General features: G+C 43.8%; 28 protein-coding genes and 1 pseudogene. 7 read left to right on the top strand and 22 right to left on the bottom strand.

Features of this window, described 5'->3' with window-relative positions; genetic code table 11:
* Window positions 1–151 precede the first annotated feature (151 nt).
* The 4 genes and pseudogenes from ACQCN2_RS01240 to ACQCN2_RS01225 all read left to right on the top strand — a co-directional run.
* Complete coding sequence (locus tag ACQCN2_RS01240) at window positions 152–3178, top strand: type I restriction endonuclease subunit R (protein ID WP_426927065.1); 3027 nt, start codon at window positions 152–154, stop codon at window positions 3176–3178.
* Window positions 3178–4863, top strand: a complete 1686-nt coding sequence (locus ACQCN2_RS01235; protein WP_426927064.1) for an HsdM family class I SAM-dependent methyltransferase — start codon at window positions 3178–3180, stop codon at window positions 4861–4863. Before ACQCN2_RS01240 ends, ACQCN2_RS01235 begins: the two co-directional genes overlap by 1 nt.
* Window positions 4847–6121, top strand: a complete 1275-nt coding sequence (locus tag ACQCN2_RS01230) for a restriction endonuclease subunit S (protein WP_426927063.1) — start codon at window positions 4847–4849, stop codon at window positions 6119–6121. Before ACQCN2_RS01235 ends, ACQCN2_RS01230 begins: the two co-directional genes overlap by 17 nt.
* 71 nt (window positions 6122–6192) lie before the next feature.
* A pseudogene (locus tag ACQCN2_RS01225) lies at window positions 6193–6378 on the top strand (manganese catalase family protein); the annotation flags it as partial.
* A gap of 52 nt (window positions 6379–6430) precedes the next feature.
* Here the strand turns inward: ACQCN2_RS01225 and ACQCN2_RS01220 are convergent.
* Together ACQCN2_RS01220 and ACQCN2_RS01215 are read right to left on the bottom strand one after the other, a co-directional pair.
* Entirely contained in the window at window positions 6431–6721 is a 291-nt protein-coding gene (locus ACQCN2_RS01220) for a hypothetical protein (protein ID WP_426927062.1), read from the bottom strand.
* A gap of 186 nt (window positions 6722–6907) precedes the next feature.
* A complete protein-coding gene (locus ACQCN2_RS01215) occupies window positions 6908–7681 on the bottom strand; it encodes a response regulator (protein WP_426927061.1) in 774 nt (257 codons plus the stop codon).
* 64 nt (window positions 7682–7745) lie between these two features.
* Here ACQCN2_RS01215 and ACQCN2_RS01210 point away from each other — a divergent pair, with 64 nt between their 5' ends.
* Window positions 7746–7964 carry a helix-turn-helix transcriptional regulator gene (locus ACQCN2_RS01210; RefSeq protein WP_426927060.1) on the top strand — a complete coding sequence of 73 codons (219 nt, stop codon included), beginning with the start codon at window positions 7746–7748 and terminating at the stop codon, window positions 7962–7964.
* A gap of 188 nt (window positions 7965–8152) precedes the next feature.
* On the opposite strand, the gene ACQCN2_RS01205 is transcribed toward ACQCN2_RS01210, so the two are convergent.
* Complete coding sequence (locus tag ACQCN2_RS01205) at window positions 8153–8377, bottom strand: transcriptional regulator (protein WP_426927059.1); 225 nt, start codon at window positions 8375–8377, stop codon at window positions 8153–8155.
* Between the two features lie 146 nt (window positions 8378–8523).
* On the opposite strand from ACQCN2_RS01205, the gene ACQCN2_RS01200 reads away from it, so the two are divergent.
* Both ACQCN2_RS01200 and ACQCN2_RS01195 read left to right on the top strand, forming a co-directional pair.
* Window positions 8524–8775: a hypothetical protein gene (locus ACQCN2_RS01200; RefSeq protein WP_426927058.1), complete on the top strand. Its 252-nt coding sequence runs from the start codon at window positions 8524–8526 to the stop codon at window positions 8773–8775.
* Complete coding sequence (locus ACQCN2_RS01195; RefSeq protein ID WP_426927057.1) at window positions 8765–9130, top strand: hypothetical protein; 366 nt, start codon at window positions 8765–8767, stop codon at window positions 9128–9130. The genes ACQCN2_RS01200 and ACQCN2_RS01195 overlap by 11 nt, the downstream gene beginning before the upstream one ends.
* A 450-nt stretch (window positions 9131–9580) precedes the next feature.
* On the opposite strand, the gene ACQCN2_RS01190 is transcribed toward ACQCN2_RS01195, so the two are convergent.
* From ACQCN2_RS01190 to ACQCN2_RS01100, 19 genes are all read right to left on the bottom strand, one after another.
* Window positions 9581–9922 carry a YolD-like family protein gene (locus ACQCN2_RS01190; RefSeq protein ID WP_426927056.1) on the bottom strand — a complete coding sequence of 114 codons (342 nt, stop codon included), beginning with the start codon at window positions 9920–9922 and terminating at the stop codon, window positions 9581–9583.
* Window positions 9907–10149, bottom strand: coding sequence for a LexA family transcriptional regulator (locus tag ACQCN2_RS01185; protein ID WP_426927055.1), 243 nt, complete (start codon window positions 10147–10149; stop codon window positions 9907–9909). Before ACQCN2_RS01185 ends, ACQCN2_RS01190 begins: the two co-directional genes overlap by 16 nt.
* Window positions 10139–10342 (bottom strand): WYL domain-containing protein, encoded by a 204-nt coding sequence (locus ACQCN2_RS01180; protein WP_426927054.1) that lies wholly within the window; start codon window positions 10340–10342, stop codon window positions 10139–10141. The genes ACQCN2_RS01185 and ACQCN2_RS01180 overlap by 11 nt, the downstream gene beginning before the upstream one ends.
* A 91-nt stretch (window positions 10343–10433) precedes the next feature.
* Window positions 10434–10937, bottom strand: a complete 504-nt coding sequence (locus ACQCN2_RS01175) for a hypothetical protein (protein ID WP_426927053.1) — start codon at window positions 10935–10937, stop codon at window positions 10434–10436.
* A gap of 91 nt (window positions 10938–11028) precedes the next feature.
* Window positions 11029–11571, bottom strand: a complete 543-nt coding sequence (locus ACQCN2_RS01170; protein ID WP_426927052.1) for a M23 family metallopeptidase — start codon at window positions 11569–11571, stop codon at window positions 11029–11031.
* A gap of 1 nt (window position 11572) precedes the next feature.
* A complete protein-coding gene (locus tag ACQCN2_RS01165; RefSeq protein WP_426927051.1) occupies window positions 11573–12070 on the bottom strand; it encodes a phage holin family protein in 498 nt (165 codons plus the stop codon).
* A 97-nt stretch (window positions 12071–12167) separates the two neighbouring features.
* Window positions 12168–12320 carry a CD1375 family protein gene (locus ACQCN2_RS01160; RefSeq protein WP_426927050.1) on the bottom strand — a complete coding sequence of 51 codons (153 nt, stop codon included), beginning with the start codon at window positions 12318–12320 and terminating at the stop codon, window positions 12168–12170.
* Window positions 12317–12481 carry a hypothetical protein gene (locus ACQCN2_RS01155; RefSeq protein ID WP_426927049.1) on the bottom strand — a complete coding sequence of 55 codons (165 nt, stop codon included), beginning with the start codon at window positions 12479–12481 and terminating at the stop codon, window positions 12317–12319. The genes ACQCN2_RS01160 and ACQCN2_RS01155 overlap by 4 nt, the downstream gene beginning before the upstream one ends.
* Complete coding sequence (locus ACQCN2_RS01150) at window positions 12481–14577, bottom strand: Ig-like domain-containing protein (protein WP_426927048.1); 2097 nt, start codon at window positions 14575–14577, stop codon at window positions 12481–12483. Before ACQCN2_RS01150 ends, ACQCN2_RS01155 begins: the two co-directional genes overlap by 1 nt.
* A gap of 52 nt (window positions 14578–14629) precedes the next feature.
* A complete protein-coding gene (locus tag ACQCN2_RS01145; protein WP_426927047.1) occupies window positions 14630–15295 on the bottom strand; it encodes a hypothetical protein in 666 nt (221 codons plus the stop codon).
* Between the two features lie 24 nt (window positions 15296–15319).
* A complete protein-coding gene (locus ACQCN2_RS01140; protein WP_426927046.1) occupies window positions 15320–15892 on the bottom strand; it encodes a baseplate wedge 1 family protein in 573 nt (190 codons plus the stop codon).
* A 16-nt stretch (window positions 15893–15908) separates the two neighbouring features.
* On the bottom strand, window positions 15909–17048 hold the full coding sequence (locus ACQCN2_RS01135) for a baseplate J/gp47 family protein (protein WP_426927045.1): 1140 nt from the start codon (window positions 17046–17048) through the stop codon (window positions 15909–15911).
* Between the two features lie 60 nt (window positions 17049–17108).
* Window positions 17109–17456 carry a contractile injection system sheath initiator gene (locus ACQCN2_RS01130; protein ID WP_426927044.1) on the bottom strand — a complete coding sequence of 116 codons (348 nt, stop codon included), beginning with the start codon at window positions 17454–17456 and terminating at the stop codon, window positions 17109–17111.
* Window positions 17453–18052: a Gp138 family membrane-puncturing spike protein gene (locus ACQCN2_RS01125; protein WP_426927043.1), complete on the bottom strand. Its 600-nt coding sequence runs from the start codon at window positions 18050–18052 to the stop codon at window positions 17453–17455. The genes ACQCN2_RS01130 and ACQCN2_RS01125 overlap by 4 nt, the downstream gene beginning before the upstream one ends.
* A 10-nt stretch (window positions 18053–18062) precedes the next feature.
* On the bottom strand, window positions 18063–19526 hold the full coding sequence (locus ACQCN2_RS01120; RefSeq protein ID WP_426927042.1) for a phage protein: 1464 nt from the start codon (window positions 19524–19526) through the stop codon (window positions 18063–18065).
* A gap of 83 nt (window positions 19527–19609) precedes the next feature.
* Entirely contained in the window at window positions 19610–20263 is a 654-nt protein-coding gene (locus ACQCN2_RS01115; protein WP_426927041.1) for a hypothetical protein, read from the bottom strand.
* A 97-nt stretch (window positions 20264–20360) separates the two neighbouring features.
* Window positions 20361–20699: a phage baseplate plug family protein gene (locus tag ACQCN2_RS01110; RefSeq protein WP_426927040.1), complete on the bottom strand. Its 339-nt coding sequence runs from the start codon at window positions 20697–20699 to the stop codon at window positions 20361–20363.
* Window positions 20700–20703: 4 nt separating this feature from the next.
* Entirely contained in the window at window positions 20704–21276 is a 573-nt protein-coding gene (locus ACQCN2_RS01105; RefSeq protein ID WP_426927039.1) for a phage baseplate protein, read from the bottom strand.
* Window positions 21277–21289: 13 nt separating this feature from the next.
* Window positions 21290–23167 (bottom strand): hypothetical protein, encoded by a 1878-nt coding sequence (locus ACQCN2_RS01100; protein ID WP_426927038.1) that lies wholly within the window; start codon window positions 23165–23167, stop codon window positions 21290–21292.
* Window positions 23168–23295 lie beyond the last annotated feature (128 nt).

Raw genomic sequence — 23295 nt, 5'->3', positions numbered from 1 at the left:
CTACTGGTCAGACCTTCACTGAAATCACTGTCCAGCGTTTAACTACCCTAGTTTGGAAATGAAACATATACAAATCTGTGATATTATAATTTAGTATAGAATATGTGCGATTACAGCGGACTTGAAGAGCATTTAGGGAGGAGGAGCTTGGGTGGCTTTTAACGAGAATACTCGCGTAAAAATCCCGGCTTTGCTCCATTTGACACGTCTCGGATACGAGTATGTGTCTCTGAAGCATGCCGTTCGGGATACCGACACTAACATCTTCCATGAAATCTTCGCTGCAAGTGTTCAACGACTCAATCCCGGAGCAGATGTCAATCCCCAAGCCTTGCTTTCAGAGATGTCCGATCTGCTGGACTATAACGATCTGGGACGCGCCTTTTATAAGCGCATTATAACCAAGTCAGGTGTACGCCTGATTGACTTTGAGGACTTCAACAACAACAGCTTTCATGTTTGCACGGAGCTTACCTGCAAAAATGGCGAGGATGAGTTTCGCCCTGACATTACCGTTCTGATCAACGGTATGCCGTTGGTGTTCATTGAGGTAAAGAAACCCAACAATCGCGACGGTATCCTTGCCGAGCGAAACCGAATAAACAGTCGCTTCCAGAACAAAAAGTTCCGGCGGTTTATTGGCGCAACACAGTTCATGATTTTCTCCAACAATATGGAATATGATGCTGATTCGACCGTGCCGATTCAGGGAGCGTTCTATGCTTCTGTCGCGGCGAAGGAAGCCAGTTTCAATTGCTTCAGAGAGGAAGTCCCAGAGATATTTGACCGCTTTGTACCGTCTGACGACGCGACTGAAGATTTTATCCTGAGTGACAATAACCTGCCGCAGATTAAGTACTCGGAAGAGTACATCACCAATAAGTCGCCGTATAAGCCTACAAACCGTATTCTATCGTCATTGCTCAGTAGGGAACGTTTGCAGACCATACTGCAATATGGCATCGTATATACAACCGAGAAGAATGGCTTAGAGAAGCATGTCATGCGGTACCCGCAACTGTTTGCAACGCTGGCTATCGCCCGGAAACTCGATGAGGGTGTACGCAAGGGCATTATTTGGCACACACAGGGCAGCGGCAAAACCGCCCTTGCGTACTTCAATGTCGCCTACCTGATGGACTATTTCCAAAAGCGTAAAACGGTGCCAAAGTTCTATTTCATTGTGGACAGGCTCGACCTGATGACCCAAGCTCGCGACGAGTTTGAAAACCGGGGGTTGCGGGTGAACATCGCCAACAGTAAAGATGAATTTGTTGGCCACATCACTGCGCAAGGCGCGATAGAAAATCCCGAAGGAACGCCCGAGATAACGGTTGTCAATATTCAAAAATTCAGCACAGATTCCAAGGTTGTCAAGCAAAGCGACTATGATATAAATGTCCAGCGCGTTTACTTCATCGATGAGGTTCATCGCAGCTACAACCCGCACGGCAGCTTTCTTGCCAACCTGTACGAGAGCGACCCGAATGCGATCATCATCGGCTTGACCGGGACACCGCTCCTGAACCAGATGCTCAAGGACGCCTACGGCAAACCGCTGCGCTTCAACAGCAAAGATGTGTTCGGCGAGTATATGCACAAATATTTTTACAGCCGCTCCATTCAGGATGGCTATACGCTGCGCCTGATCCGGGAAGGAATCGAAACCACCTATAAGGCAAGGCTCAAAGAAATCCTCGAACAGTTGGAGGTTGCTCTCGGCTCTGTCAAAAAAGGTGAGATTTATGCCCACCACCGCTTTGTGGAGCCACTCGCCGAATATATCATCAACGACTTCATTGCCAGCCGCATGAAACTTGGTGACGCGTCTATCGGAGGCATGGTCGTTTGCGACACTAGCGAACAGGCGAAAGAATTGTTCCGGATCATAGTCGAAAAATATCCGGATATAAAAACATCGCTGATCCTGCACGATGTGGACGACAAAGAAACACGCCGCAACAACCGAGATGAGTTCAAGCTCGGCAACATCGACCTGCTCATCGTCTACAATATGCTTTTGACGGGCTTCGACGCCAAGCGATTGAAGAAGCTCTACTTAAATCGCGTTGTCAAAGATCACAATCTGCTCCAAACGCTGACGCGGGTAAACCGTCCCTACAAAGACTTCAGATATGGCTTTGTGGTGGACTTCGCCGACATCAGCCGCGAGTTTGACAAAACCAACGCTGCCTACTTCAAGGAATTTGAAGAGGAAATCGGCGACGAATGGCAACAGTACAGCACGTTATTTAAAACTGCGGAAGAAATTGAAGCAGAGATCGGGCAGATACAAGAAAAGTTATTCTATTACGATATACAGAATGCTGAACGGTTCAGCGAGCAGATCAGCGATATTAATGACCGCACCGAAATTCTCGAACTGAAACGGGCTTTGGAAAATGCAAAGGTGCTCGGCAACCTAATCCGTACCTACGGTCATGATGAACTAGCCGACAAGCTTGACTTTAAAAAGCTGAACAATTTGCTGACAGAGGTAAACAATCGTCTTGCCCTCATCAACCAGCGCGAGGCGTTGGAAAATGCCGAGGATAACTCAAACATTCTCAATATGGCACTTGAGGAAATCGTATTCTCCTTCCGAAAGGTGAGCGAGCGAGAACTGCCCCTCGGCTTGGTAGAAGATTACAAAGAGCAAGTCCGCAAAACCCGTGAGGCGATGCAGCAAAACTTCGATCACAAAGACCCTGTTTATGTTACCCTTTATGAGGAATTGGAACGTCTGTTCAAAAAGAAGAAGCTGACCGAAACGCCCACGCCGGAAGAACTGGATAACGACATTAAAATCCTGCGGTCGATTTTTGAGCGAATCAGCGAACAGAACCGCCGTGACAGAATGCTGGCTGACAAATACCAAGGCGACCAGAAGTTTGCCCGTGTGCATAAACGTCTTGTTGAGTTGGACTACCCCGATTGGAGTAACCGCATGGTCGCCATTAATCAGGCGTTGCTCGGAATAAAAAAGAAAACCGACGAAAACCTTCTCCATCAAGCCGCGCTCATCAAACACGAAGCGTTTTTCGAGAAAGACTTGATGCGGTTGGTCATCAGTAACTTCGGTGGCTTAAAACTCAAAACCGATGCGACCACTACCAAACAAATTGGCTATCTCATCGCCAATGAATACTTCGAAGAATATAGGAGTTGGGCAGTTTAGTGAACTTGACCATCAAAGATAAAACGAAACAGCTTGTAGACGACTTGAAGGCCATCTGCGCAAATCACGGATTGGGAAACGATGGCAACGAATATAAAATCATCACCGAGGTGTTCCTATACAAGTTCATGAACGACAAATTCTTCTTTGAGGTTCGCAATCTGAATGCCAAGTATCAGAGTGCCACGAACCTCGAGGAGCTATTGAAGGCTTTGCCCGATGATGAATATGATCTTCTCCTGTTAGAGTTGCCCGCTAGTGTGGCGCAGTTAAACCGCGAGCACTATATATCTAATCTCTTCAACAGCCAAAACGTCCCCGAGTTTGCAAAACTGTTTGACGACACCATGCGCTCGGTAGCGTCCTTGAATGCGGACATCTTTTCGGTTGGCACATCCGGCGGTGAAAAAGTCAGGCTTTTCAGCGGCGTCAGTCAGTATGTGGTGGAGGAAGCCAAGCGCGACGGCTTTTGCCGTGCCATCGTAAATAAGCTATTCCATTGCAACTTCGGCGAGATCTTCCACGAGAAATATGACTTCTTCGCCACAATCTTCGAATACCTTATCAAGGATTACAACAAGGACGGCGGTGGCAAATACGCCGAGTATTACACGCCCCACGCAGTGGCTCGGATAATGTCCGAGATACTAGTTAGTGATGAGGTGTCCAACGTTAAGTGCTACGATCCTAGCGCTGGAACGGGTTCCTTGCTCATGAGCCTTGCACACCAGATCGGCGAAGATCGCTGCACCATCTATTCCCAGGACATCAGCCAGAAATCCTCAACTCTTCTGCGTATGAACCTGATTCTCAACAACCTTGCCCATTCACTACTCAACGTGGTGCAAGGAAACACCATGACTGAGCCATTTCACATCATCAAGCGTGAGCCGAAGGACGGATTTGATTACATCGTCAGTAATCCTCCGTTTAAGCTTGATTTCTCCGACTGGCGCGACCGTGTGGACGCAAGCCATCATACCGTGCAGGAAGGTGAAACCGAAGAAACGAAAAAGCTGAATGCGCGTTTTTTTGCGGGAGTGCCGAAAATCCCAAATAAGGAGAAGGACAAGATGGCGATCTACCTCTTGTTCATTCAGCATATCATTTCGTCCCTTAACAGTAAGGGCAAGGCGGCTGTCGTCGTTCCGACCGGATTCCTGACTGAGGGCAAAGGCAAGGCGACAAGTATCGCGAACAAAATACGTATGCGGCTTGTCGATAAGGGGTGGTTGCGCGCGGTTGTCTCAATGCCGAGTAACATCTTCGCCACCACCGGAACAAATGTGTCGATTATATTTATAGATAAGACGAACAAGTCTGGAAAGTGCGTCCTCGTAGATGCCTCCAATCTTGGCACGAAAATCAAAGACGGCAAGAATCAGAAAATGCTCCTGTCGATAGAAGAGGAGCAGCGTATTATCGATGCTGTAAACGGTCAAGCAGTAGTTGATGACTTTAGTGTCGTCAAATCGTTCGCTGACATAAAGGAAGCGGGATACACTTTCAATCCGGGCGCATATTTTGATGTGAGTATTGATTACGTGAATATTTCCTCCGAAGAGTTTTCTTGGAGAATAAACGAGAGCAAGACGAGGCTCACTGAGTTATTTAACGAAGGCAGAAAGCTTGAAAAGGATATACTCAGCGGATTGGATGGACTATTCTATGTTGACGAAGCGTAAGATTGGCGATTTCGTTCGAATAAAGCACGGTTTTCCATTTTTGGGGGAACACTTTACTAATGAAGGCAAGTATATCGTTTTAACCCCTGGAAACTTTTTTGAAGCAGGGGGATTTAAGCACACACCAGGTAAAGAAAAATACTATGACGCTGACTTTCCAGAAGAGTATCTCTGCTCCGAAGGAGACTTAATTGTAGCAATGACTCAGCAGGCTGAAGGCTTACTGGGAAGTACCGCTATTGTGCCCGAAAGCGGTACTTTCCTCCACAACCAGCGAATTGGACTTATTTCTTGGAATGAAACGCTCTCTGAAAAAATGTACATTTATTATCTGTTTATGACTGACTTAGTACGTCAACAAATCCGCCGTACAGCTTCTGGATCTAAGGTTAAGCATACTTCACCAGAACGAATCTATGACGTAGCTGTTTGGATACCCGACGATATAAAGATTCAGAAAAGAATATCGAGAACCCTTGAGAATATCGACCATAAAGTATCTCTCAACAAAGCCATCATCGCTGAGCTCGAAAATACGGCTAAATTGCTCTATGATTACTGGTTTACACAGTTTGAATTCCCTGATGAGAATGGCAAACCATACCGATCCTCTGGCGGCGCGATGGAATACAATGCGCAGTTGAAGCGGGAGATTCCGAAGGGGTGGACTCATGGTGCCTTGTCTGATATTGCATATATCATAATGGGTCAATCCCCCAAAGGAATTAGTTACAACACGGAAGGAGATGGAATGATTTTCTTCCAAGGTTGTACGGATTTTGGGCACCGTTTTCCTACATCAAGGGTTTATACTAACAAGCCTTCTCGCATAGCGGAACAAGGCGATATACTATTGAGTGTTCGCGCTCCGGTAGGTAAGACAAACATTGCTTATGAGAAGTGTTGTGTTGGTCGTGGTCTTTCCGCGCTCAGAAGCAAAATCGGCGCTAACGCATATCTAAATCAGGTTATTCAAGGTGTTAGCGAACGCCTTAATACCATGAGCGGAAACGGTACAACCTTCGGAGCCGTAACGAAAGAAATGCTTTATGAACTGCCTGTTTGCAAACCAGAGGTCTCTGTTATAAAGGCATATGAAGATAAAGTCGCACCTATGGATCGGCTTATTTTCAAATATGAAATGCAGACACGCGAACTCACGGCCCTGCGCGACTTTCTCCTCCCGCTTCTGATGAACGGGCAAGTTACGGTAGCGACGGCAGAATCAGTGGAAGAGCAACTTACGCTTAATCGTTAATTATAGTATCCTCTCACAACTATGACTCTAATTAGGTAAAATCGGGCTTTCTCTTCTGTAGCATTTTATAAATTGTTTACAAGCTGATCAAAGATGCTACCCCCGAGCAAATGCAAGAAGCTGGCTTGGGTGAACATTACGTAGCGCACGACAATGGTCTCTTCTACCAAAGTGCTTCCGGTGTTCCGTGGACAGCCACTTATATTCAGGCCAAAGGCGATCCTTTTGTTCATCGAAGAACAAAATTTCCGCAATAAAAAGAGTGCAGTTATATATATAACGTAAGCCTGCTAACTGCACTCTTTCCATCTATTTTTTGAGTTCATTCATGTCCGAAAGACCACTTCTGTAAGAAATATCAATAGCTTGTCTAGCCATCAGAATAAATATATTTTCAAGATCAAAAATCAAATCGTTTTCTATATTAGTTGATTTAATCGAATTAATAAACTTGTTATAAAATCCGTGACGCTCGTCACATAGATCATTAAAAATTTTATCTGTTCTCCTTTCGATACTCGGCTCAAGCCATTTTGGAAGGCACTTGACTTCAATTTCCTGAAGCTTGATATCAATTTGTTTTGTTTCATGCATCAACATTTCATATCCTCTCCTGTGTCTAAATTAGGTCTGAGGATATAATAACATGGGCATTTTTTACTACTCTGATAATTCACTGGATAACCCACTCGAAACAGGCGTTTAGAAAAATAAACGCCTGTTTCTTATCCTAAGTTGGTGTTTTCAACGCGTTTAGAATTCTAAACGCCTAAATTATATGGAAAATTATGTCGAATTTTGCGGAACGTTTTGTATTGACGGATTTTCGGTTGCAAGCGAATTGTAGGTGTTCATCCATTCTTTTTTATGATCATCTGATACCCTTACCACCATTTGTTTTCCTGTGCCATCCGGTTGAAGGGTTAGCTCCATAGTGACTAAGTTATAGGACAAATACTTATCCAGATTGACTATTGTATTACTGCGGCATTGAAAAAAGTTGCAGCCATTCTCCGCCAGGAATTGAGCATAGACTTTTAGTGATACACTGGTTTCGTATACTCTATTATGCGTGTAGATAAATATTTGTCTTCTGATCCGTTGTATACTGTATACGTCCGAAACATGAATATATTCGATTGTCTCATTAATTGCCGGTATCCATATTCCGACCAATCCTCTCTTAACTAAAGTCGATTTAAGTAGTTGTAATCCCTTTTTTAATTCCTTTTGAGTTAGGCCGAGTTTCCTTATCAGACCTACTAGTTTCTCACCATCAATCTCTGTATCTTCAATCAAATACTCGTACCCAGTTACTATCAGCGCTGGATAGTCGTAGCCTTCGGCAGCTACTGTATGATACAACTCAATACCATTAATTTCTTCGCCAAGGTTATAATCGATTAGCATGGAGTTGTATTGATCAGTTTTCAGTTGCTGTCTGGTTTCGGTTAGGTTTTTTGCTGTTCCGTAAAAAACACCTAAACCCGAAAGAAGGTCTCCGATATATTTTTTGTGGCCTGGTTGATCCTCTATATGCAAAATCCGCAACTTAAACATGCTGTATCCCCCGTGATGTTAGTCGTGGTATGCTGATTGTAATAAAATATTTTGGGAGGCATCTATGGCTGAAATAGCTGGAAGATGCCTACTCAAGAGACTGCTTAGAGCTAGAAAAATGAGCCAACAAGATCTAGCAGACAAACTCGGTAAACCAAAATCTCAGATATCTGAATATGCCAATGGCAATGTGATAATGTCATTAACTACGGCTCGTAATATCGCCAAAGCATTAGGATGTATGATTGACGAATTGTACGAATGGATACCGAGCAAAGAGTAGGCACGAGTAGTTCGCTACTCGTCGCCAGAAGTTCGGTCTGTACCGAACTTTCCCGCAAGTTTAATCCATTCTATTTTGTGATATACCCTATTATGATTTAATTCTAACGTGGTAATATGTAACACCACAAGGAGACCATCTAATCAAAAAGGTTGATGGTCTTCTGTTTTTATCATTTTATTTTGTTGTTACATCGTCCAGAAATCATCCTGTTTAACATTCGGATCGATCTTTCTAATGGCCTGTAATACCTTCTTCATCGTATTTCCTGTTGGTATATACTCTTCTTCTGAAGCTAGCTGACTCACCGTTTTCTTATTCAGCTTGGCTACATCAGCAAGCCACTGTTGCTTAATTCCCCTCTTATCAAGATACCTTCCTAGCTTACTTCTTTTCTTTCCTAACCCGAACATTTAATCACCTCAACACCCAGTTTGGACAAGAGGTGAAAATTTAAAACTTTTGTGGAGAAAAAAGTGTAATTTTGGACAACCAATGCCTCATTACTAGTATCAAACGAGTGACAAACTCACTCAGTCACAGAAATGAGGTGATTGGAATGATCGGGAAAAGAATTGGGCTCACCCCGGACGTTGACACCAAGGAAAAGCTTTCAAAGCTATCTGTATCATGCGGTATGCAACCGACGACAATGGCCAACAGGATGCTCAAAATATGTCTTAACAACCCGAACATCGTCGAGTACATCCAGCAAATGTATAACAAGGATTCGCAATACAGAGTGAAGCCGCGACTAGTGGGTGACAAGTGCATTTATGAATCTGCTGGAGGTGTCGGAGATGGGGCGTAAACGGAATTATTACCGAGAGGAACGCAAGCCCGCTCGTTACCGCGACGATTATTACGAAGAATGGGATGACGACGAGGAAGAAGCAGAACCACTTGACGGTGATAAGCTTCTTAAGAGGGGTGGGTTGGGGATACTGATTTTCTTTGTATTTGGGTTTTTACTATGGGCGACACAGTTCTTTTACAGTCCGCCCGTTCAATCGATGACTGGCGGGTACCGTGTTGTCTCTGTCTCAAATGGGCAGCTACATACGATTGAAGTTGACTCAGGACGGAGTGTCAACTTCGCCGATCAAGACATGGTGCGTAAGGCGTTACGCGGTGACTTAAAGCGCGGGGATGTGTTTTACAGATGATCTGTCTATCCTCCACCTCTTTGGAGTGGCCTCCTAGTGTGTAGTGTGCTGAATGATGTTTTGAAATCAAGGTGAAATTCAGACGATTTCCAATCGATAAGCGAAAGGGGAAGGGGCATGGATTTCGGGGAGACTTTTACGGATTTGCCGCGCGTAACGTCAACGCATTCGTTGGTCACTTACGGAAACATTTTGAGAGCTGCTGATAACATAGATTTTCGGAACCAGATTTTCTTCGGAAAGTCAAAGAGGAATAGATCAGCTGGCAGCGCCCAGGCGTTCATAGTCGAGCTGGCATTATCTGATCCAAAGTTCAGGGAACATCTGAAACAGTACATGATAAGAGGTGGACTTGGGTTTATGTACGAATCAAGCTATTTAGACAAATATCGGTGAACAAAATGAGCTACCTGGACAAAAATTCAGGTAGCTTTCGACTTGGAGGTTTGTTTATTTTGTTTCTATCCTCACGATATTATCCATTGAAATCAACTGTATATCCTCATCATTCACAAGCTTGATCCTTCTTGCCTGTTGATCGATCCATTTGACGGCACCCCAAAAGGTACACGTTAATCCAAGATTCTCCTTCTTTGCCACCCACCATGTAACTGTAATCGCGTAATCGTTGCGTGCCGCATCCATAATCTGATACTGAAATGATTGCAACTCGTCATCTTCAAGAACAGGCTGCAGAGTGAGTTTCTTATCCTCTTGAAGTTCCAAAAGTGCCTTTACATGCTCAGGCAGCATAAAACGGCTGATTAACGGATCATCTATCTTAGATGCCATGGTTTGCTCTCCTTTCGTTCCCATGCTTCCAAAAGATCAATTTTATCAGGTTCTGTTCGGTTCCACACGATGTATTTTTCTTTGTTCAATACCTCAAGGACAGTCATTATACCTCCACGGTCGCGCCCCGTCTTGATGCACAATTCACCGATAGTCGGTGTTCGCCATCGGATTGATGTGTAATTACCGATCACACGCAAGACTTTTCGTTCGATATCAGATAGCATGATGATTCACCACCGGATGTACAGCAAGGATGTTCTCAAGTAGAAAAACACGCGGTGACTTGCTGGTTAGACAATATGCCTTTAGTCGGTTATCTTTTACCTCAAGTGGCCTGACAGTACGCTTACTTATGTTCCCGTGACGGTCCAGATATATGATCTCAATTGCTTGATTGATGTATCGTTCCAGTCTCATCTTGTTCGCTTCCTTTCACATTTTTACGAACGTTTGTTTGTATTATATACGAACGAGATGGGAACGTGCAAATAAAAAAAACTCCACTTGATCAGTGGAGTTGAGAGCCGTTTTCTGGTGGGCCTTGTTTAATTGGGTTATTTCCTTCTGGAGGACCAAAGTTCAACTTATCCCACCTTGGCCCAATTTCATCAAATGCAACACTTCCCCACCCATCCGGTGGGCCAAATTCGTGAATGCTTGTCTCGCCAGGACCAAACATCACCACATTTGTTTCTTCTGGCGCGTCTTGGAAGTTCCATCGTGGAGTCCCGTCAAATTGTGAAGTGGGTCTTGACCCATTTTCTAGATATCCTGTTTCGCCTGGCCCCCATCTTGGTCCAGAATCAAGCTTGTGTCCTGGGCCTATGTCTTTTCCCCATCTTGGAACTACGTCTAATTTATGACCAGGGACAAAATCATTGCACTTCCAACCTGGGCCACCGTCGAGCTTGTGTCCAGGGCCGGCATCGTAACATTTCCACACACCACCGTCATGTAAACCTGTGTCAATCGGCCCCAAAAATGGCGAACCACCTTCACCGTAACTACTCATAACACCGCTCCTTTCATATGACTCTATCATACTACCATCCAAAAAATAGAAAAAGCCCCCTACCAGAAATTAATCTGATAGAGGGCTTCGACTACGCGATCATAGACCGGATATATTCAGCGGTTTGATGTACCTCGTTGCACTTGTCCTGGCGGCCTTGACCGTTGTAGTAAGTCCAGGAATCTTTACACAATTTTTCGAGATATCTCAACGGATTGGTATGCAAACCGCATCCCCAGCTTGGATGGTCTGTTGTCCTGACCTCATAATGAAGGTGTTTACCTGTTGATCGCCCTGTTGATCCCATAATGCCCAGATGCTGTCCTGTTACGACGTGATCGCCAACATTAACTTTAAGTGATTGTTTTTGTAAATGGGCATATAGATGGACCATGCCGTTACGGTCTTTCACAAGCACAACCCAGCCATAGTTACCTAGGCCAGTACCTGGATGAGTGTCATTGGAATAAATGACATCTCCTTCAGTAAACGATTCGATAGGGTCATTTACCTCTTTACCGACTAAATCCACACCAGAATGGATGGCGCCTGGCTTTCCGGTAATAGGATCAATACGAGGACCATAATCACTAGTTACACGATACTGTTTCAAAATTTCAAGTAGTGTCATCATTTTACTTATCCCCTTTCTGACGTAGCGAACGTTCTGCCTTTGCTTTTATCTCCGAGGACACGTAGTCAACAATCTTTTTTGGAATCCATCGTTTCCAACCAGCTCGGTAAGCGTTAGCGGTCATGCTCTCCCAACTGTGGTAAGCAATGCCGAGAGTGAGTGCGTAGTAGAAGATGCCCGGTTGAGCGACTTGAAAAACCATAAATGTGACCTTATCCAATAAAAAACCAATGATCGGTATCCAGCCTAGAAGCAGTGTTCGAAATACACCAGCCAAGCCATATTCACTTGCGTAAGTTTCGTTTTTCTTTGCTGCTGAAGTTCCTGCTAACCAATCACCCGCGATAATTGAAGCCATAAAGAGGTAAGCCCAAAACTTACCGCTTTGCACCGCTGTGTCTAGGAACGGTGCTATTGTTGCTCCTATCAATGCTGCCAGACCATTTGAAGGCTTACCTAATGTTTCTAGGCTCAGGATAGCTTTTGCAAATCGTTCCATGTGTTCATCGTCCTCCTCACCCCCTTAAGGGCAAAAGTAAAAGGAGAGCCGTAGCCCTCCTATGAGAAAACGCCTCTCTCGTCTTGAGAAAAGGCGTTTATAATACTTGTTCAGCTAGATATTCAGCTACAGAAAGACGGTACGCCTCTGGAACCACTTTTTCTCCTTCTTCTCCAGTCGGTTCAATTACCCAACTACCAGATTTAACAAGAAGACCATAAACAGGAATCATATACTTTTTCACCATCATTTTACACCTCCTTTCAATGATGCTATTTCAGCCTTTAAGGTATCTACTTCGGATGATAGTAAAGCAATGGCCTCATAGGCTGCAACCAGTTCGGGACTAACCCCCTGCATCTCCTTATTAAGATTAATTTGAGAAATGCTCATTGGATTCTTGATATCCATTAGTCAAAAGCACCTCCGAATCCATTGATAATCACTGGTTGAGTAGCAGTTCCTTTTTGGATGGTTACCCGAATGTTGATGGCCCATTTCGTAGCCGTTTTAGTCGTATTGGCGAAAGTATGCCCGCGTCCTGCCAACACTTTAGATGTGATATCCTCCCACGTTGGGCTTGCATCATAGGCATTGTTACAGGTTTCTACCTTCAATGTCGCTCCGGTCGGAATCACTGAATCCATTGTAAACAAGACCCTGTTCGCCTTTGCATCGTTCGAAAATGGTTGGGTGAGTTGGAAAACAATGCTGTTGTCTGTTCGAACAAAAGTATAAACACGATCTGAGTACATTCCGCTGTTGTCCGTTGCACGCACCTTTAGTGTGTGTGTAGCCAGCGGAGTCCTGATCCACTTATCTTGCGGAATAGTTACGGTATACTGTTTACCTGCTTCTCCTGCAAATGTCCGAAGTACTTCACCGTCAAGGTACTCTGTAATCGTAAATGAATTGCCTTCTGGATCGGTTACGGAGTATGTTTTGCTCGGTGACGCGCTGATTGTACCCAAATTTTCATCTGCTCCGCTGATAGTTGGTGGTCGATTCCAAATAACAGTAAATGTACGCGTGACCTGGATGGATACCCCGCCTTGATCGTCCTCTGCCCACACATATAATGTGTGATTTGTGCCCTCGGCAAGATCAACACCTACAACATCCGTAGTGCCGTCCCATAGGCGCTTGTCGTGATACGTGAGACTTTTGGCAAAAGAAATAGGCGTGCTCCCGTTAGAAACTCCGGAATTCAACGCCCTGGTTGCACCGTTATTGATTTTGTACTTGATTGTCACTACATTTCCGTTGTCTAAATCAGTAGCCGATCCCTGCACGCTGTAGCTGTTTCCTTCTGATAATACGAGATTATTGGAAGGATTGGTTAGTGTGAGCGTTGGTGCTTGATTCAGCAGGATAAAGTCGAATTTTACTGATGACGTTTGTGAATCTTTCCATACCCATCCGATTAGTCCGTTAATTTCCTTTTCCATCGAACTGGGATTGATCGCTGATCCTCCACCGTTAGGCTGGCTAGTCAAGTTTGTGGTAGTTGACCAAGTTCCGGAACTAGTTTTGCTTCTTAATCTTATGTCGTTGACAATCGAGGATGTGTTATATCTACCCTCCCAAAAAACATAAACATTGTTCTTTTTATCAACAGATAAAGAAGGGTTGTATTGCGAATACATAGTGTTTGCGGATACGTTGAATATAGTTGACCAAGTTTGACCGCCATCGACAGACGATGAATAACGAACATTGTAAATAGAAGTATAAATAGAATCTGCTCCATGCCAGACCACATGAATCACGCCGTTACCGTCTACGACAGCGCATGGATTTGCTTGTACTTGAGCAACATTAGCTAAATAAGAAGAAGTTTGTGTCCACGAACTACCATTTTTATAGTATGCAGTCATTTGATAGATAGGCGTGTTTGTGTTTGCCATTTCAACTAAAATTACAGGGCGACTACTAGTATAAACAATACATGGATTATTATTGTTAGTACCAGTAGCATTACTTGTAGTAACTTGTTCTGCACTACCCCATGTTACACTACCGTTTGCATCAATTGTCCCTTTTGCATAACGGATGTTGAACGAGTTGGGGTACGTGGAGTTTTTCGATGACCATGCGGCGTGTAGTTCTGTTCCTTCGGAGTTGATTGCGAGTGAGCATCCAGATCCGCAGGATGTTTGAGACGCATCTAAATCAACAGATGCTTTATTGTCGTCTGTTACTGTTAACGCATCAAAAAATAGCCTTCTAACCGATCCGTTGCTATATGTGGCTATAGAGTAAACATTTGTCCCTTTTGATGCTAAAGCAAATCCCACTAAAGTTGTTCCTGTACTACTGAATGTTGTCCAGCAGAGCCTGCTAAAGGTTAATCCATTGTCCTTGGATACATAAAAATAGATTTGCGGTGCATTTACCTGTGGAGTGTATAAAGTTGCTACTAGCCACCCGTTACTTAACCGAACCAATTTACGCCCACCGTTACCATACGTATCAGCAGCCGCATTTACTACTGTTGAAACTGCCATTCTCTCACTCCTTTCTGCAAATGGTCGTTATCCGAAGGTTTCCACATATCTCCTATACCTCCAGCCTGGTTTGCGATGCGTTGTAATATCCATGTGTCAGCGTAATCGCATCCAAAGTTGTTAAATCCTCTGTGAACAAGTTGTGCGTAAAACTGTCAGGGAATGTGGCTTTAATTAAGTCAATTTGATTTTGCAAAGTAGAAAATCCTGATTGAATCTCGCTTCTCGTCATGTGCAGATTTGTGTCGTTTACGTGCGCTATAAAATCAGATTGCGTGACAAAAGCATTTGAAGGGATATTAACTATGACTTGACTGGCATTACCTACAGCTACATTCAGTTGGAATTCACGTGAAAACGGCCCAGCAGCAATTGGTGGGATGTAATCTCCATTACTACCAGCATTAGCGTAGGCATACAAAATCTCTCCATAGTCCGGGTCTTGGGCATACAAACCAATCTCGCAGGAATATGTGATTTGGGTAATCTCTGAATTTTGAAAAACTCCTTTGATATGGGCGGTTTGATTAGTTACGGATAACGAATTAATCGGTACGTAACCAATTGGCTGTACCAAATCAGTTAAGTTCGTAGGATCTCCTGAAAAGTTACCAGAACCAATACGTATGCGTGTATATGTGAGTGCCTTTCCGGTTTGAGCTTTCGCATAGAGAATTTTTCCGAGTTGAGTAACGATCATCTGTCCGTATAATGCCATCTGTTTCCCTCCTTTTTCAGAAATCTAAATAGGTGCTGCACAATTTATTGCGACGGTATCCCTAGTTGTGACTGCAATTCCCACATAATCCGTCCGAGACAATTCCGACTCCCATGAAATGTTCAATCGAACACCAGCCGGTTTAGGAAGAATATACCCGACTGTAACTAATTGCACACTTTGCAGCCCTAATTCTCCACGAATTGTTGCCTGCATGCTCATATCTTGATTGTCACGAATCTTTAGTAAGGCGTTCGGAAAAAGGTTACTCCACAAGTCATAGATTTGTGGAATAGTACCATTCCATTGATTCTGGGCTATTTTCGCTTTCAGGGCCACACGGTAGTTGGAGTCGTCCAAAACCGGAGACGTTCCATCAGCTAATTGAAAAGGCAGGTACCTTGACCTGCCAATCAGCTCGCCTTGGGTATCCAGTTGAACTCCAACTGCATTCTCCACATCAAAAGCGCTAGGAATGTTGTTCACTACTGTAACCGCTGCATCTCCCTTCTCCAGAACAGCGGTTAGCCAGGCCATGTACTTCGGTTTATCGCTGTGTTGCGAGGTGATCAGGTTAAGATATGGAGTAATAGACATAACTTCATCCCCCTTATTAACCTACAACGTTGACAGTGACATTTGCCACTGAACCACGAGCTGCTTCATTGAATGAGAGAGGAATATCTGCCGTTCCTTGTACACTTCCTAATCGTGCTGCTGTTACAGCGGTAATTGAGAAGTAAGGACTTGTCATTACTTTGTTTGCTTGTAGAGCAGCACCCCATAAACTAGACAGAACCAAACTGCTATTGCCAATGGCAAGGCTGTTGATAAAGTCGGAAACATAACTTTGGATATCGCTTGTTGTTTGTGTGGTGTACCCGGCCAGTTTCTTTACAGATACCACTACAACAATATCTACATAGGTAGGTCGGTAAAATCGAATTGGAGTAGGTTTTCCATACTTATCTGATACAGTTACTGTTGTCGTGCCGTTGGAGTAACATCCTAGTCCTTTTCGGGCAAAAATCGCTTGTGCGATATCTTGATCAGTGCCGCCCTCCGCAACCACCGTAATAGAGTGTGGAGGTTGCCCTTTTGAATTTGGTGTATCCGTGTCATTTTCATCAACGCTATATCGCGTAATGCCACTTACTGAGGCAACGGCCCCGCGTACCCCTTCTAAGATAGTTTGACTAGGATTGGCCGTACTGATTGATTGACGGGAACGTAACGCATGATCTGATTCAGTGTCGTTCCCTGCCACGGCAGGCTGTGGATTCGTTATACCCGTCCATCCTAGTGTTGGAGTGACAATCCCTGTGATCGTATTGGAAGACGCTTGGATGGGTCCGGGAGTTAGGCACGTAGCAATTGCGGTAACAGTACCATCAGTGCCTATCGTTAAAGGAGAAGGCAAAACCCATTGATACCCGGACGTATCCGAAGCAACGCCATTTGTGATGATCGCCCCTGGAGTACCCGACAGCACTACTGATGCGTTCGAAGACCTTTTTACAAGTCGTTTAATACCATTGATTCCTACAATAGCATCCAATCCTACGCCGACTGCCGCCGATGGTCCTCTACTGTTGTAAACCGCCTGACAAGTTAGAAAAGCATCATAAATCTTATTAGCAAAGGCCGAGATGTACTGATAATCCTGGCTATCATTCCCAAGATAGATGTCTTGTCCGAAAATCTGCTTTGCTTGGCTGATAAGATCGTCACGGATATCGTTATATGATGGCATGTGGAATCCTGTTTCATCGATGTACGGTGCGAAATAAGCCATCTTGTCCTGTACACCTCCTTAGAAAGTCATTGATATTGGAATTGTCTCACCGAATGTCGTATCCACATTGCACTGAAATGAATACGTCCGGTTATCATAAGAACTTTGGAAATTTGTTATCTGCGATACATCAGGAGTTTCAATGATTCTTGCTTGGATCAATAGATCAATAGCATTTAGACTATCTTGATGTCCTCTTGATCCAAGGATATTTTGGAAGAGAGGAAGTCCGTCGTCAGCTTGTTCCCACCATTCCTCTAATAGAAGCTTCAAACGCGTGTATATTGCTTGGCCTACAGCAGCAGACTTTGAAAGGAATGGCTTGCCCATAGAGTAGTCTCCACCATCTAACTGTCGATAGATCATCTATCTACTCTCCCTCCTCCTGTTATCCACTTGTCATAGTTATCCTGATTTGTGATGTTTACGCCATTCACACGGACGGAAGGGGACACAAGGTCAATTGCGCCCTCTTTAATGCGAATGAACTCGCTTCGGTTCTCATTCCGCAGTTCCACATGCTTGGTCGAGAAGTCTTTCAATTGTTTAGGCTGGCTCCATAAACCCGGAATGGCGATTGCGTCAGATAGGTCGTGACGTCTCATTTCAATCTGGTTCTGTATCCCTCCCACACTGAACCAAGCGTCAATACACATGTCTGCAAACACAACGAGACATTCGTCGCCTTGGCTAATCGGAAACGTTAGAACATATCCACCGCCTCTTGGAAATACGACCGGGACATCTTGTAGTAAAGGAATCTCTGTCCACTCCCTAGTCATATCTGGTTGTCGGACATGCTCCCTAATAGCTACTTGTACCGTGGCTGTCTGCGTGATCGAGTCGAATGACTGAATAATACCAGGAATACTTACCCGCATCGTGCTAAATATTTTATCTGCGAACTCTCGATGAAATTCCGCATCATTACCTTTTAACCTTTCGTTTATTGTAACGCCCACTCATACCACCTCACTTCGGATAAGTACTTGGACTAGCCATAATGCCTGGGATCACACCGCCTGCTTGTGTTAATGCCACACACTCTGTGTACCATTGATCCCCATGAGTATCTCCTTGGTGTCTCACTTCGATAATTCGGTACAATCCTGCCGAATCAAGAGGGTACGCGGGCTGTCCCGGAGTAAATGCCTGCGCCTGTATCTGGCTGTTTTGGATATGTACCCAAGACCCAATGTTTATTTTCGGGTTGAGCAAGCATTTAAAAGTGATATGGTAGTCGCTCTGCATCGGCGTACCGATCAAGCCAGACTCTGGCGATAAATCTAATATCGTAGGCGGTGGATCAGTGAATTGAGAAATATTCACTTGTCCGTCATTGGTATAAAAAGTAGCATTGTTAGTTTTTGCTACTTGATGATAATAGTCTTCTGCCTTACCGAATATCACTTTTCCGCGTGTCAGCTTGGCCGTAGATAGTCCTGCTGATATCGAACCAAGTTTTGCTGGGACAACAGCACGACTAGCCAGATTATTGACTACATCACGTTGAGTGAGTCCTTTCGCGAGCGAGGTATTGACAAATCCACCTAAATTAAGTGCACGATCACACGGCAATGCATAAAACGATAACTTATAGGTCACCCCATCATCTTTACCCCGAATAGCATTAACAACATCACCACGAAAGATCATGCCGTACTGCTCACCTTCATAACCAGCTTCTACAATAACTGTATCTCCTTCATTGATGAGTTTGTTCTCTGTCGTAGGATTCAAGTTGAATATCGTCACCGTAGAAAAATTGGGCTGTCCAACATATATTTTCCGAATTTCAAAGGTGCATCTTAGTTGCGAAACGTCTAATGCGGTTCCTTGTTTATTTGCAACCAAGATACGATACTTTCTTCCGTAAAGGATATTTCCATATTTTTGGCTGTTTGCTACGATACCGTAATTGGTTGATGGAAAGGAAACGCCGTTGATACTTTGCGCTTGTGTACCACTCCCGCCTGCATCAGCTCCACCAGGTGCAAATGAAGGAATTCCAGTCCCTGTTGTTACCACTCCACCCCCGGCGTATTTCTGATAAATCTTCAGGCGACGCTGATAGTCCCAATCAGGGATTTTTGGCCCAACATAATACTCGGAAAACTTGCGGAAGTTATAACTTGCTCCTTTCCAAGTTCGTCCTATTACGTATACAGCAGCAGCTGTAGCCAGTCCGTCATTGCTTAAAACGAGGTTTGTTTGCTCTTGAAGAGTTGACGGCCATTCTACGCGATATCGATTTGATGCGTATTGAAAAGCATCCGTGTGCCATCTAGGCCAAACTTGTCCAGGACCCAAGGCTTTGCCACTATCGCCAGTTTTGTTTGTAAAGTTTGTTTCTGCCTCAAGTGTGGCTAACACGATATTCACGTCAACACCTTGATAGTTAGCTTCATAGATAGCAATGCTACGAATATCACCCATGTCTGTAGTCACCTCTTCTGATTGTGACAAAAAGAAAAACGCCCCGATTAGGAGCGCTTTAGTTAGACCTATACAATTAATCATTATTTTGCAATATTCACATCCGTGTGATCTTTGCCGTCGCATATCCTTAGATTAACATTTTTCTCGGCTGTCGTCGGATACACATAAAATACAGCATTTAAGTGGACCTCTCGTTTAGACGGAAAGTCGAATTTCCCGAGTGTATTTCCGTTCGAGGCATCCATAATGTATTCTGGCTCAATAGCTAGTACGTTTAATTCACTTCCTACAGGAATGTTTTTTGGTACTAACGCAAAATTTTCTTTGCTAATTTCTATTGTTTGATTGCTGTTATTTGAAATAACAACTGGTACAACCCATATTTTTGCCTCTTTAATTCCGTAATCGTGTGTTATTTTGGTTAAACCGTCATCTCGAGTTGGTGTGTTAGTTTCTACATATAATCTGAATGTGAATCCATAATCAATGAGATTCGGACTAACTTTAAGAATTACGCTCTTGTTATTCTTCATATAATTTAAGATGTCATTGTCTGTTTTTATGATGCCTCGTGACTTTAAATATTTTACCAACTCATCAAGTGTTTTAATACTGTCAGGTATTTGCACCTGATTTTGTTTTACAGGATTGGGTGTTTCCGCGCTTACTATACCCAAAGACATCATAATCATAGTTACTATTGCGATAATTGAAACAATCCATTTAATTTTCATAACCTCACCACCAAGTTTAATTAAGAGAAATGGTACCACAGTTGAAGTAGGTCTTTTGTCGATTTTTGACGAGTAAAGAAATTTTCTAGTTATCTGCTTAGAGATTATCTCCCCAAGCAATCAAATGTTCACGTCCAAGAGACTCAAATGTTGGCATCGAATTGTCACCTGATTTAGAAATTAGGACGGCGCTGCCTATACCAAGGTAGCTATATTGTCCTAAGAGATTCGCTGATGGATACTCTCCAGACAACAATGGTAGCGCATCAATTAGCAATGTACCTGTATCATGGTCAGCGATTGACATAAACCAGTAGCCTCCCGGTGAATTGTATGTCAGAGAAAATTCCAAGCTGATATTCTTATCATCAACTGGTAGTGTACATGTAAAAGATTGATTCATCTCAGGAGTAATAGGCAACAATATAGATGACATTTTTTCATCCTCCTGACATTTTCCTGCGTATTTGTTCTAAATCACTCACATTTGCACTTTGAGGCTCCTGCTTCCCCCGTTTCGCCCGATCAGTCACAGCAGGCTTTGAACTTACCTTAACTGTCCTTACTTGTGCGACGATTATTTCACGCAAGGTAACTGTACAGCGTAAAGCATAAAGCGTTGTGAAGTCGTCAGGTGCTGATAACTCCTCAATGAGCATGTTTTGATACAACCCAAGCCTTGTGTGTACCTGAAGTGGGACACGCAAGGCTTGTAACTCCTGCAAAACCTTAAAGGCTTGTACAGAACGACTCCACCCACCCGTAAACTGCCCCGGGATAAGCCCCTTAGCAACGTCAGACATACCTATTTCCATAGTTAGTTCTTTCGGTTGTAGGAATGCATGATCAGTCACTGCTGCGCCTGTTTGAACAGGGTGTTGAGTAATATTTAAGCGGCTGGTATGAGTCGAGCGTAGAATCGCATCGAAAAACCAGCCGCCAATGTTTGTTTTCAGATAGACAAGGGAAGAAATCTGTGGATTCGTTAAATCGAGTATTGGATTCAATCCCATAAGCTATTCCTCCTTATCCATATACACCGCGAACAGAGCGAATATTCATACCAGACCAGCGTTGTTCAACTTCTTGAGCTGCATTCTTTGGATCCGTACTGCTAATATAAAACACTGGTTTGTTTTCATTTTTTATGACTGTCTGATTTGAAGTTGCGTTCGTTGTGTACATGTAACTGTTTGGAAGATTACCAGTACTCATATCTTGATATTGCTGGAACACATCGGGATTAATAGCCATCGCAAGCAGATTGAATCCCTTGTTCATATCCTGGTTGAACCCACGAAATCCCTTAACGACCTCCGACTCGTTCAACGCTTTTTTAAAGGACGGTTCCATTCCTTTTGGAAGGTTATTTACTGAGGTATTCAGCTTGTCTGTTTGTTTACTGGATTCAGTTGTATTAGCGGGAGCTGGCTCGGGTGCGTCTCCGAATAAAGAATTCAAACCGCCTTTAACTTTGTCAAACGTTTGACTAGTTAACTCTTTTCTTTCTTCCCATGCCTTGTTTAGCGCCTCATCATCCCCGGATAGTAACGCTTTTGCCATCTTAATTCCGTTTACCATGTTATCGATACTAAATTTAAGTGATTCGAGTGCAACTTTTAAAGTTCCAGAGAAAAAATCGCCAATCCATTGTAGCAGTTCTTTCGTTTCTTCCAACCCATATATTTTTTGGATAAACTCCGCAAGTGACTTATAGTCTTCAGCTATTTCCTTACCAAGGCTTACGAAAGAATCTTCAAGGCCGGATAGTGTACCATCCGAGTTGAGCTTGTCAAAGACCTTTTCCACCCATGAACCAAAGTCTTTGACCATTTGAATCGCTGTTCCAAAGTTTGTTTCAATGCCTTTTCCAAAGTTCTCAATAGAGCCGTTATCTTCAAATTTATTGTATAGACTGACAAGCCAGTTCCATACTTTCTCTAAACCTTCTTCAGCAGTTCGAGCAGCGCCATCAATGGCGTTTCCGAATCGCTTTATCACACCTGTATCTTTCAGCAGGTTGTAAAACCCCTGCAATTTTTTCCACATCGGGGCAAGCGCACTCTCGCCACCCTCAAGATAAGTGTAGAAGTCATCGAGCAAGAGTAACAGGCTGGTGATAAGCGTCATTGCAACTCCTATTGGACCCGATTTGATGATAAGGCCTAATGCAGCTACAGCTATCCCAATCACTTTCAGCTTTTGGGGTATATGGTCAGCCAGTTCATCGAATATTCTTAAAACATCCCTGCCGCCTTTTACCATTGCTATACCTAGCCGTCCTATCCAACTCAGGAACTGGGCAACATTTTTCGTCCAGTGAGGCATACTCTTTGTGATTGAATCATTAAATCCTTGTAACCCGCCCTTAATGTTTTTGATTGGGCCTTCTAGGTACTTAAAAAGATAGAAGCCAATCCATTGTAAGCCGTAGGTCATTTCCAACCTCATACGTTGGAACTCTAAGGTGATTGATCGGATAGTCTTCATCTGTTGTTGAAACTCAGGCGGAGGTTTCATCTCAGCAATCGTGGAGCGGAGTTGCTGGAAGTTTCTCAGCAATTCCGGGCTAAGATACAGGTCCTCCACAGTGGCATTCATGGCTTTCAGTGTGTTGTTCAGTTCCGTTGCTGTTTCCTTGGACATCCACATTCTACGAGCGAACTTCTCGTTTTCAAGATCAGCCTTTGCCAAACTACCAAGAAAAGAGGCAATGCCAATGGTTGCCGTGACCATTGCACTCGCCATTGCCGCGCCAGCGATAGTAAAACTTTTTACAATCGATCCCGCGGAGCTTTTTACCCCTTTTTCAAGAGTTTGCATCGTCTTGTTGGCCTCATCAAAAGACTTCTTATCAACTGACATGCCCAATGAAACCAAGTACTCCTTAATCACATCAATCATATCGGCATCCCCCTTTCTTGTTGCTGCTTGGCAGCCTCTTTCGCCCTGAGTGCGTTTTCAGCCCGAACCTCCATGATTTCATGAGCGTCCAGTAAGTCGTCAATGTCAAACACATCGTCTACCACATC

This window comes from Brevibacillus ginsengisoli, from assembly GCF_050113715.1.
GTDB lineage: Bacteria > Bacillota > Bacilli > Brevibacillales > Brevibacillaceae > Brevibacillus_H > Brevibacillus_H ginsengisoli.
The sequence above is the reverse complement of the archived record's forward strand: the minus strand, read 5'-3'. Positions and strand labels throughout refer to the sequence as shown.

Excerpts from the sequence above, each read along its gene's own strand:
- ACQCN2_RS01160 (WP_426927050.1), bottom strand. The coding sequence starts at position 12,320 with ATGATGGTGAAAAAGTATATGATTCCTGTTTATGGTCTTCTTGTTAAA.
- ACQCN2_RS01180 (WP_426927054.1), bottom strand. The coding sequence starts at position 10,342 with ATGAGACTGGAACGATACATCAATCAAGCAATTGAGATCATATATCTG.
- ACQCN2_RS01130 (WP_426927044.1), bottom strand. The coding sequence starts at position 17,456 with ATGATCTATCGACAGTTAGATGGTGGAGACTACTCTATGGGCAAGCCA.
- ACQCN2_RS01170 (WP_426927052.1), bottom strand. The coding sequence starts at position 11,571 with ATGATGACACTACTTGAAATTTTGAAACAGTATCGTGTAACTAGTGAT.
- ACQCN2_RS01205 (WP_426927059.1), bottom strand. The coding sequence starts at position 8,377 with ATGTTCGGGTTAGGAAAGAAAAGAAGTAAGCTAGGAAGGTATCTTGAT.
- ACQCN2_RS01195 (WP_426927057.1), top strand. The coding sequence starts at position 8,765 with ATGGGGCGTAAACGGAATTATTACCGAGAGGAACGCAAGCCCGCTCGT.
- ACQCN2_RS01215 (WP_426927061.1), bottom strand. The coding sequence starts at position 7,681 with ATGTTTAAGTTGCGGATTTTGCATATAGAGGATCAACCAGGCCACAAA.
- ACQCN2_RS01175 (WP_426927053.1), bottom strand. The coding sequence starts at position 10,937 with ATGAGTAGTTACGGTGAAGGTGGTTCGCCATTTTTGGGGCCGATTGAC.
- ACQCN2_RS01200 (WP_426927058.1), top strand. The coding sequence starts at position 8,524 with ATGATCGGGAAAAGAATTGGGCTCACCCCGGACGTTGACACCAAGGAA.
- ACQCN2_RS01230 (WP_426927063.1), top strand. The coding sequence starts at position 4,847 with ATGTTGACGAAGCGTAAGATTGGCGATTTCGTTCGAATAAAGCACGGT.
- ACQCN2_RS01115 (WP_426927041.1), bottom strand. The coding sequence starts at position 20,263 with ATGAAAATTAAATGGATTGTTTCAATTATCGCAATAGTAACTATGATT.
- ACQCN2_RS01210 (WP_426927060.1), top strand. The coding sequence starts at position 7,746 with ATGGCTGAAATAGCTGGAAGATGCCTACTCAAGAGACTGCTTAGAGCT.
- ACQCN2_RS01135 (WP_426927045.1), bottom strand. The coding sequence starts at position 17,048 with ATGCCATCATATAACGATATCCGTGACGATCTTATCAGCCAAGCAAAG.
- ACQCN2_RS01155 (WP_426927049.1), bottom strand. The coding sequence starts at position 12,481 with ATGGATATCAAGAATCCAATGAGCATTTCTCAAATTAATCTTAATAAG.
- ACQCN2_RS01220 (WP_426927062.1), bottom strand. The coding sequence starts at position 6,721 with ATGTTGATGCATGAAACAAAACAAATTGATATCAAGCTTCAGGAAATT.
- ACQCN2_RS01105 (WP_426927039.1), bottom strand. The coding sequence starts at position 21,276 with ATGGGATTGAATCCAATACTCGATTTAACGAATCCACAGATTTCTTCC.
- ACQCN2_RS01110 (WP_426927040.1), bottom strand. The coding sequence starts at position 20,699 with ATGTCATCTATATTGTTGCCTATTACTCCTGAGATGAATCAATCTTTT.
- ACQCN2_RS01185 (WP_426927055.1), bottom strand. The coding sequence starts at position 10,149 with ATGCTATCTGATATCGAACGAAAAGTCTTGCGTGTGATCGGTAATTAC.
- ACQCN2_RS01190 (WP_426927056.1), bottom strand. The coding sequence starts at position 9,922 with ATGGCATCTAAGATAGATGATCCGTTAATCAGCCGTTTTATGCTGCCT.
- ACQCN2_RS01100 (WP_426927038.1), bottom strand. The coding sequence starts at position 23,167 with ATGATTGATGTGATTAAGGAGTACTTGGTTTCATTGGGCATGTCAGTT.
- ACQCN2_RS01150 (WP_426927048.1), bottom strand. The coding sequence starts at position 14,577 with ATGGCAGTTTCAACAGTAGTAAATGCGGCTGCTGATACGTATGGTAAC.
- ACQCN2_RS01140 (WP_426927046.1), bottom strand. The coding sequence starts at position 15,892 with ATGTCTATTACTCCATATCTTAACCTGATCACCTCGCAACACAGCGAT.
- ACQCN2_RS01165 (WP_426927051.1), bottom strand. The coding sequence starts at position 12,070 with ATGGAACGATTTGCAAAAGCTATCCTGAGCCTAGAAACATTAGGTAAG.
- ACQCN2_RS01145 (WP_426927047.1), bottom strand. The coding sequence starts at position 15,295 with ATGGCATTATACGGACAGATGATCGTTACTCAACTCGGAAAAATTCTC.
- ACQCN2_RS01120 (WP_426927042.1), bottom strand. The coding sequence starts at position 19,526 with ATGGGTGATATTCGTAGCATTGCTATCTATGAAGCTAACTATCAAGGT.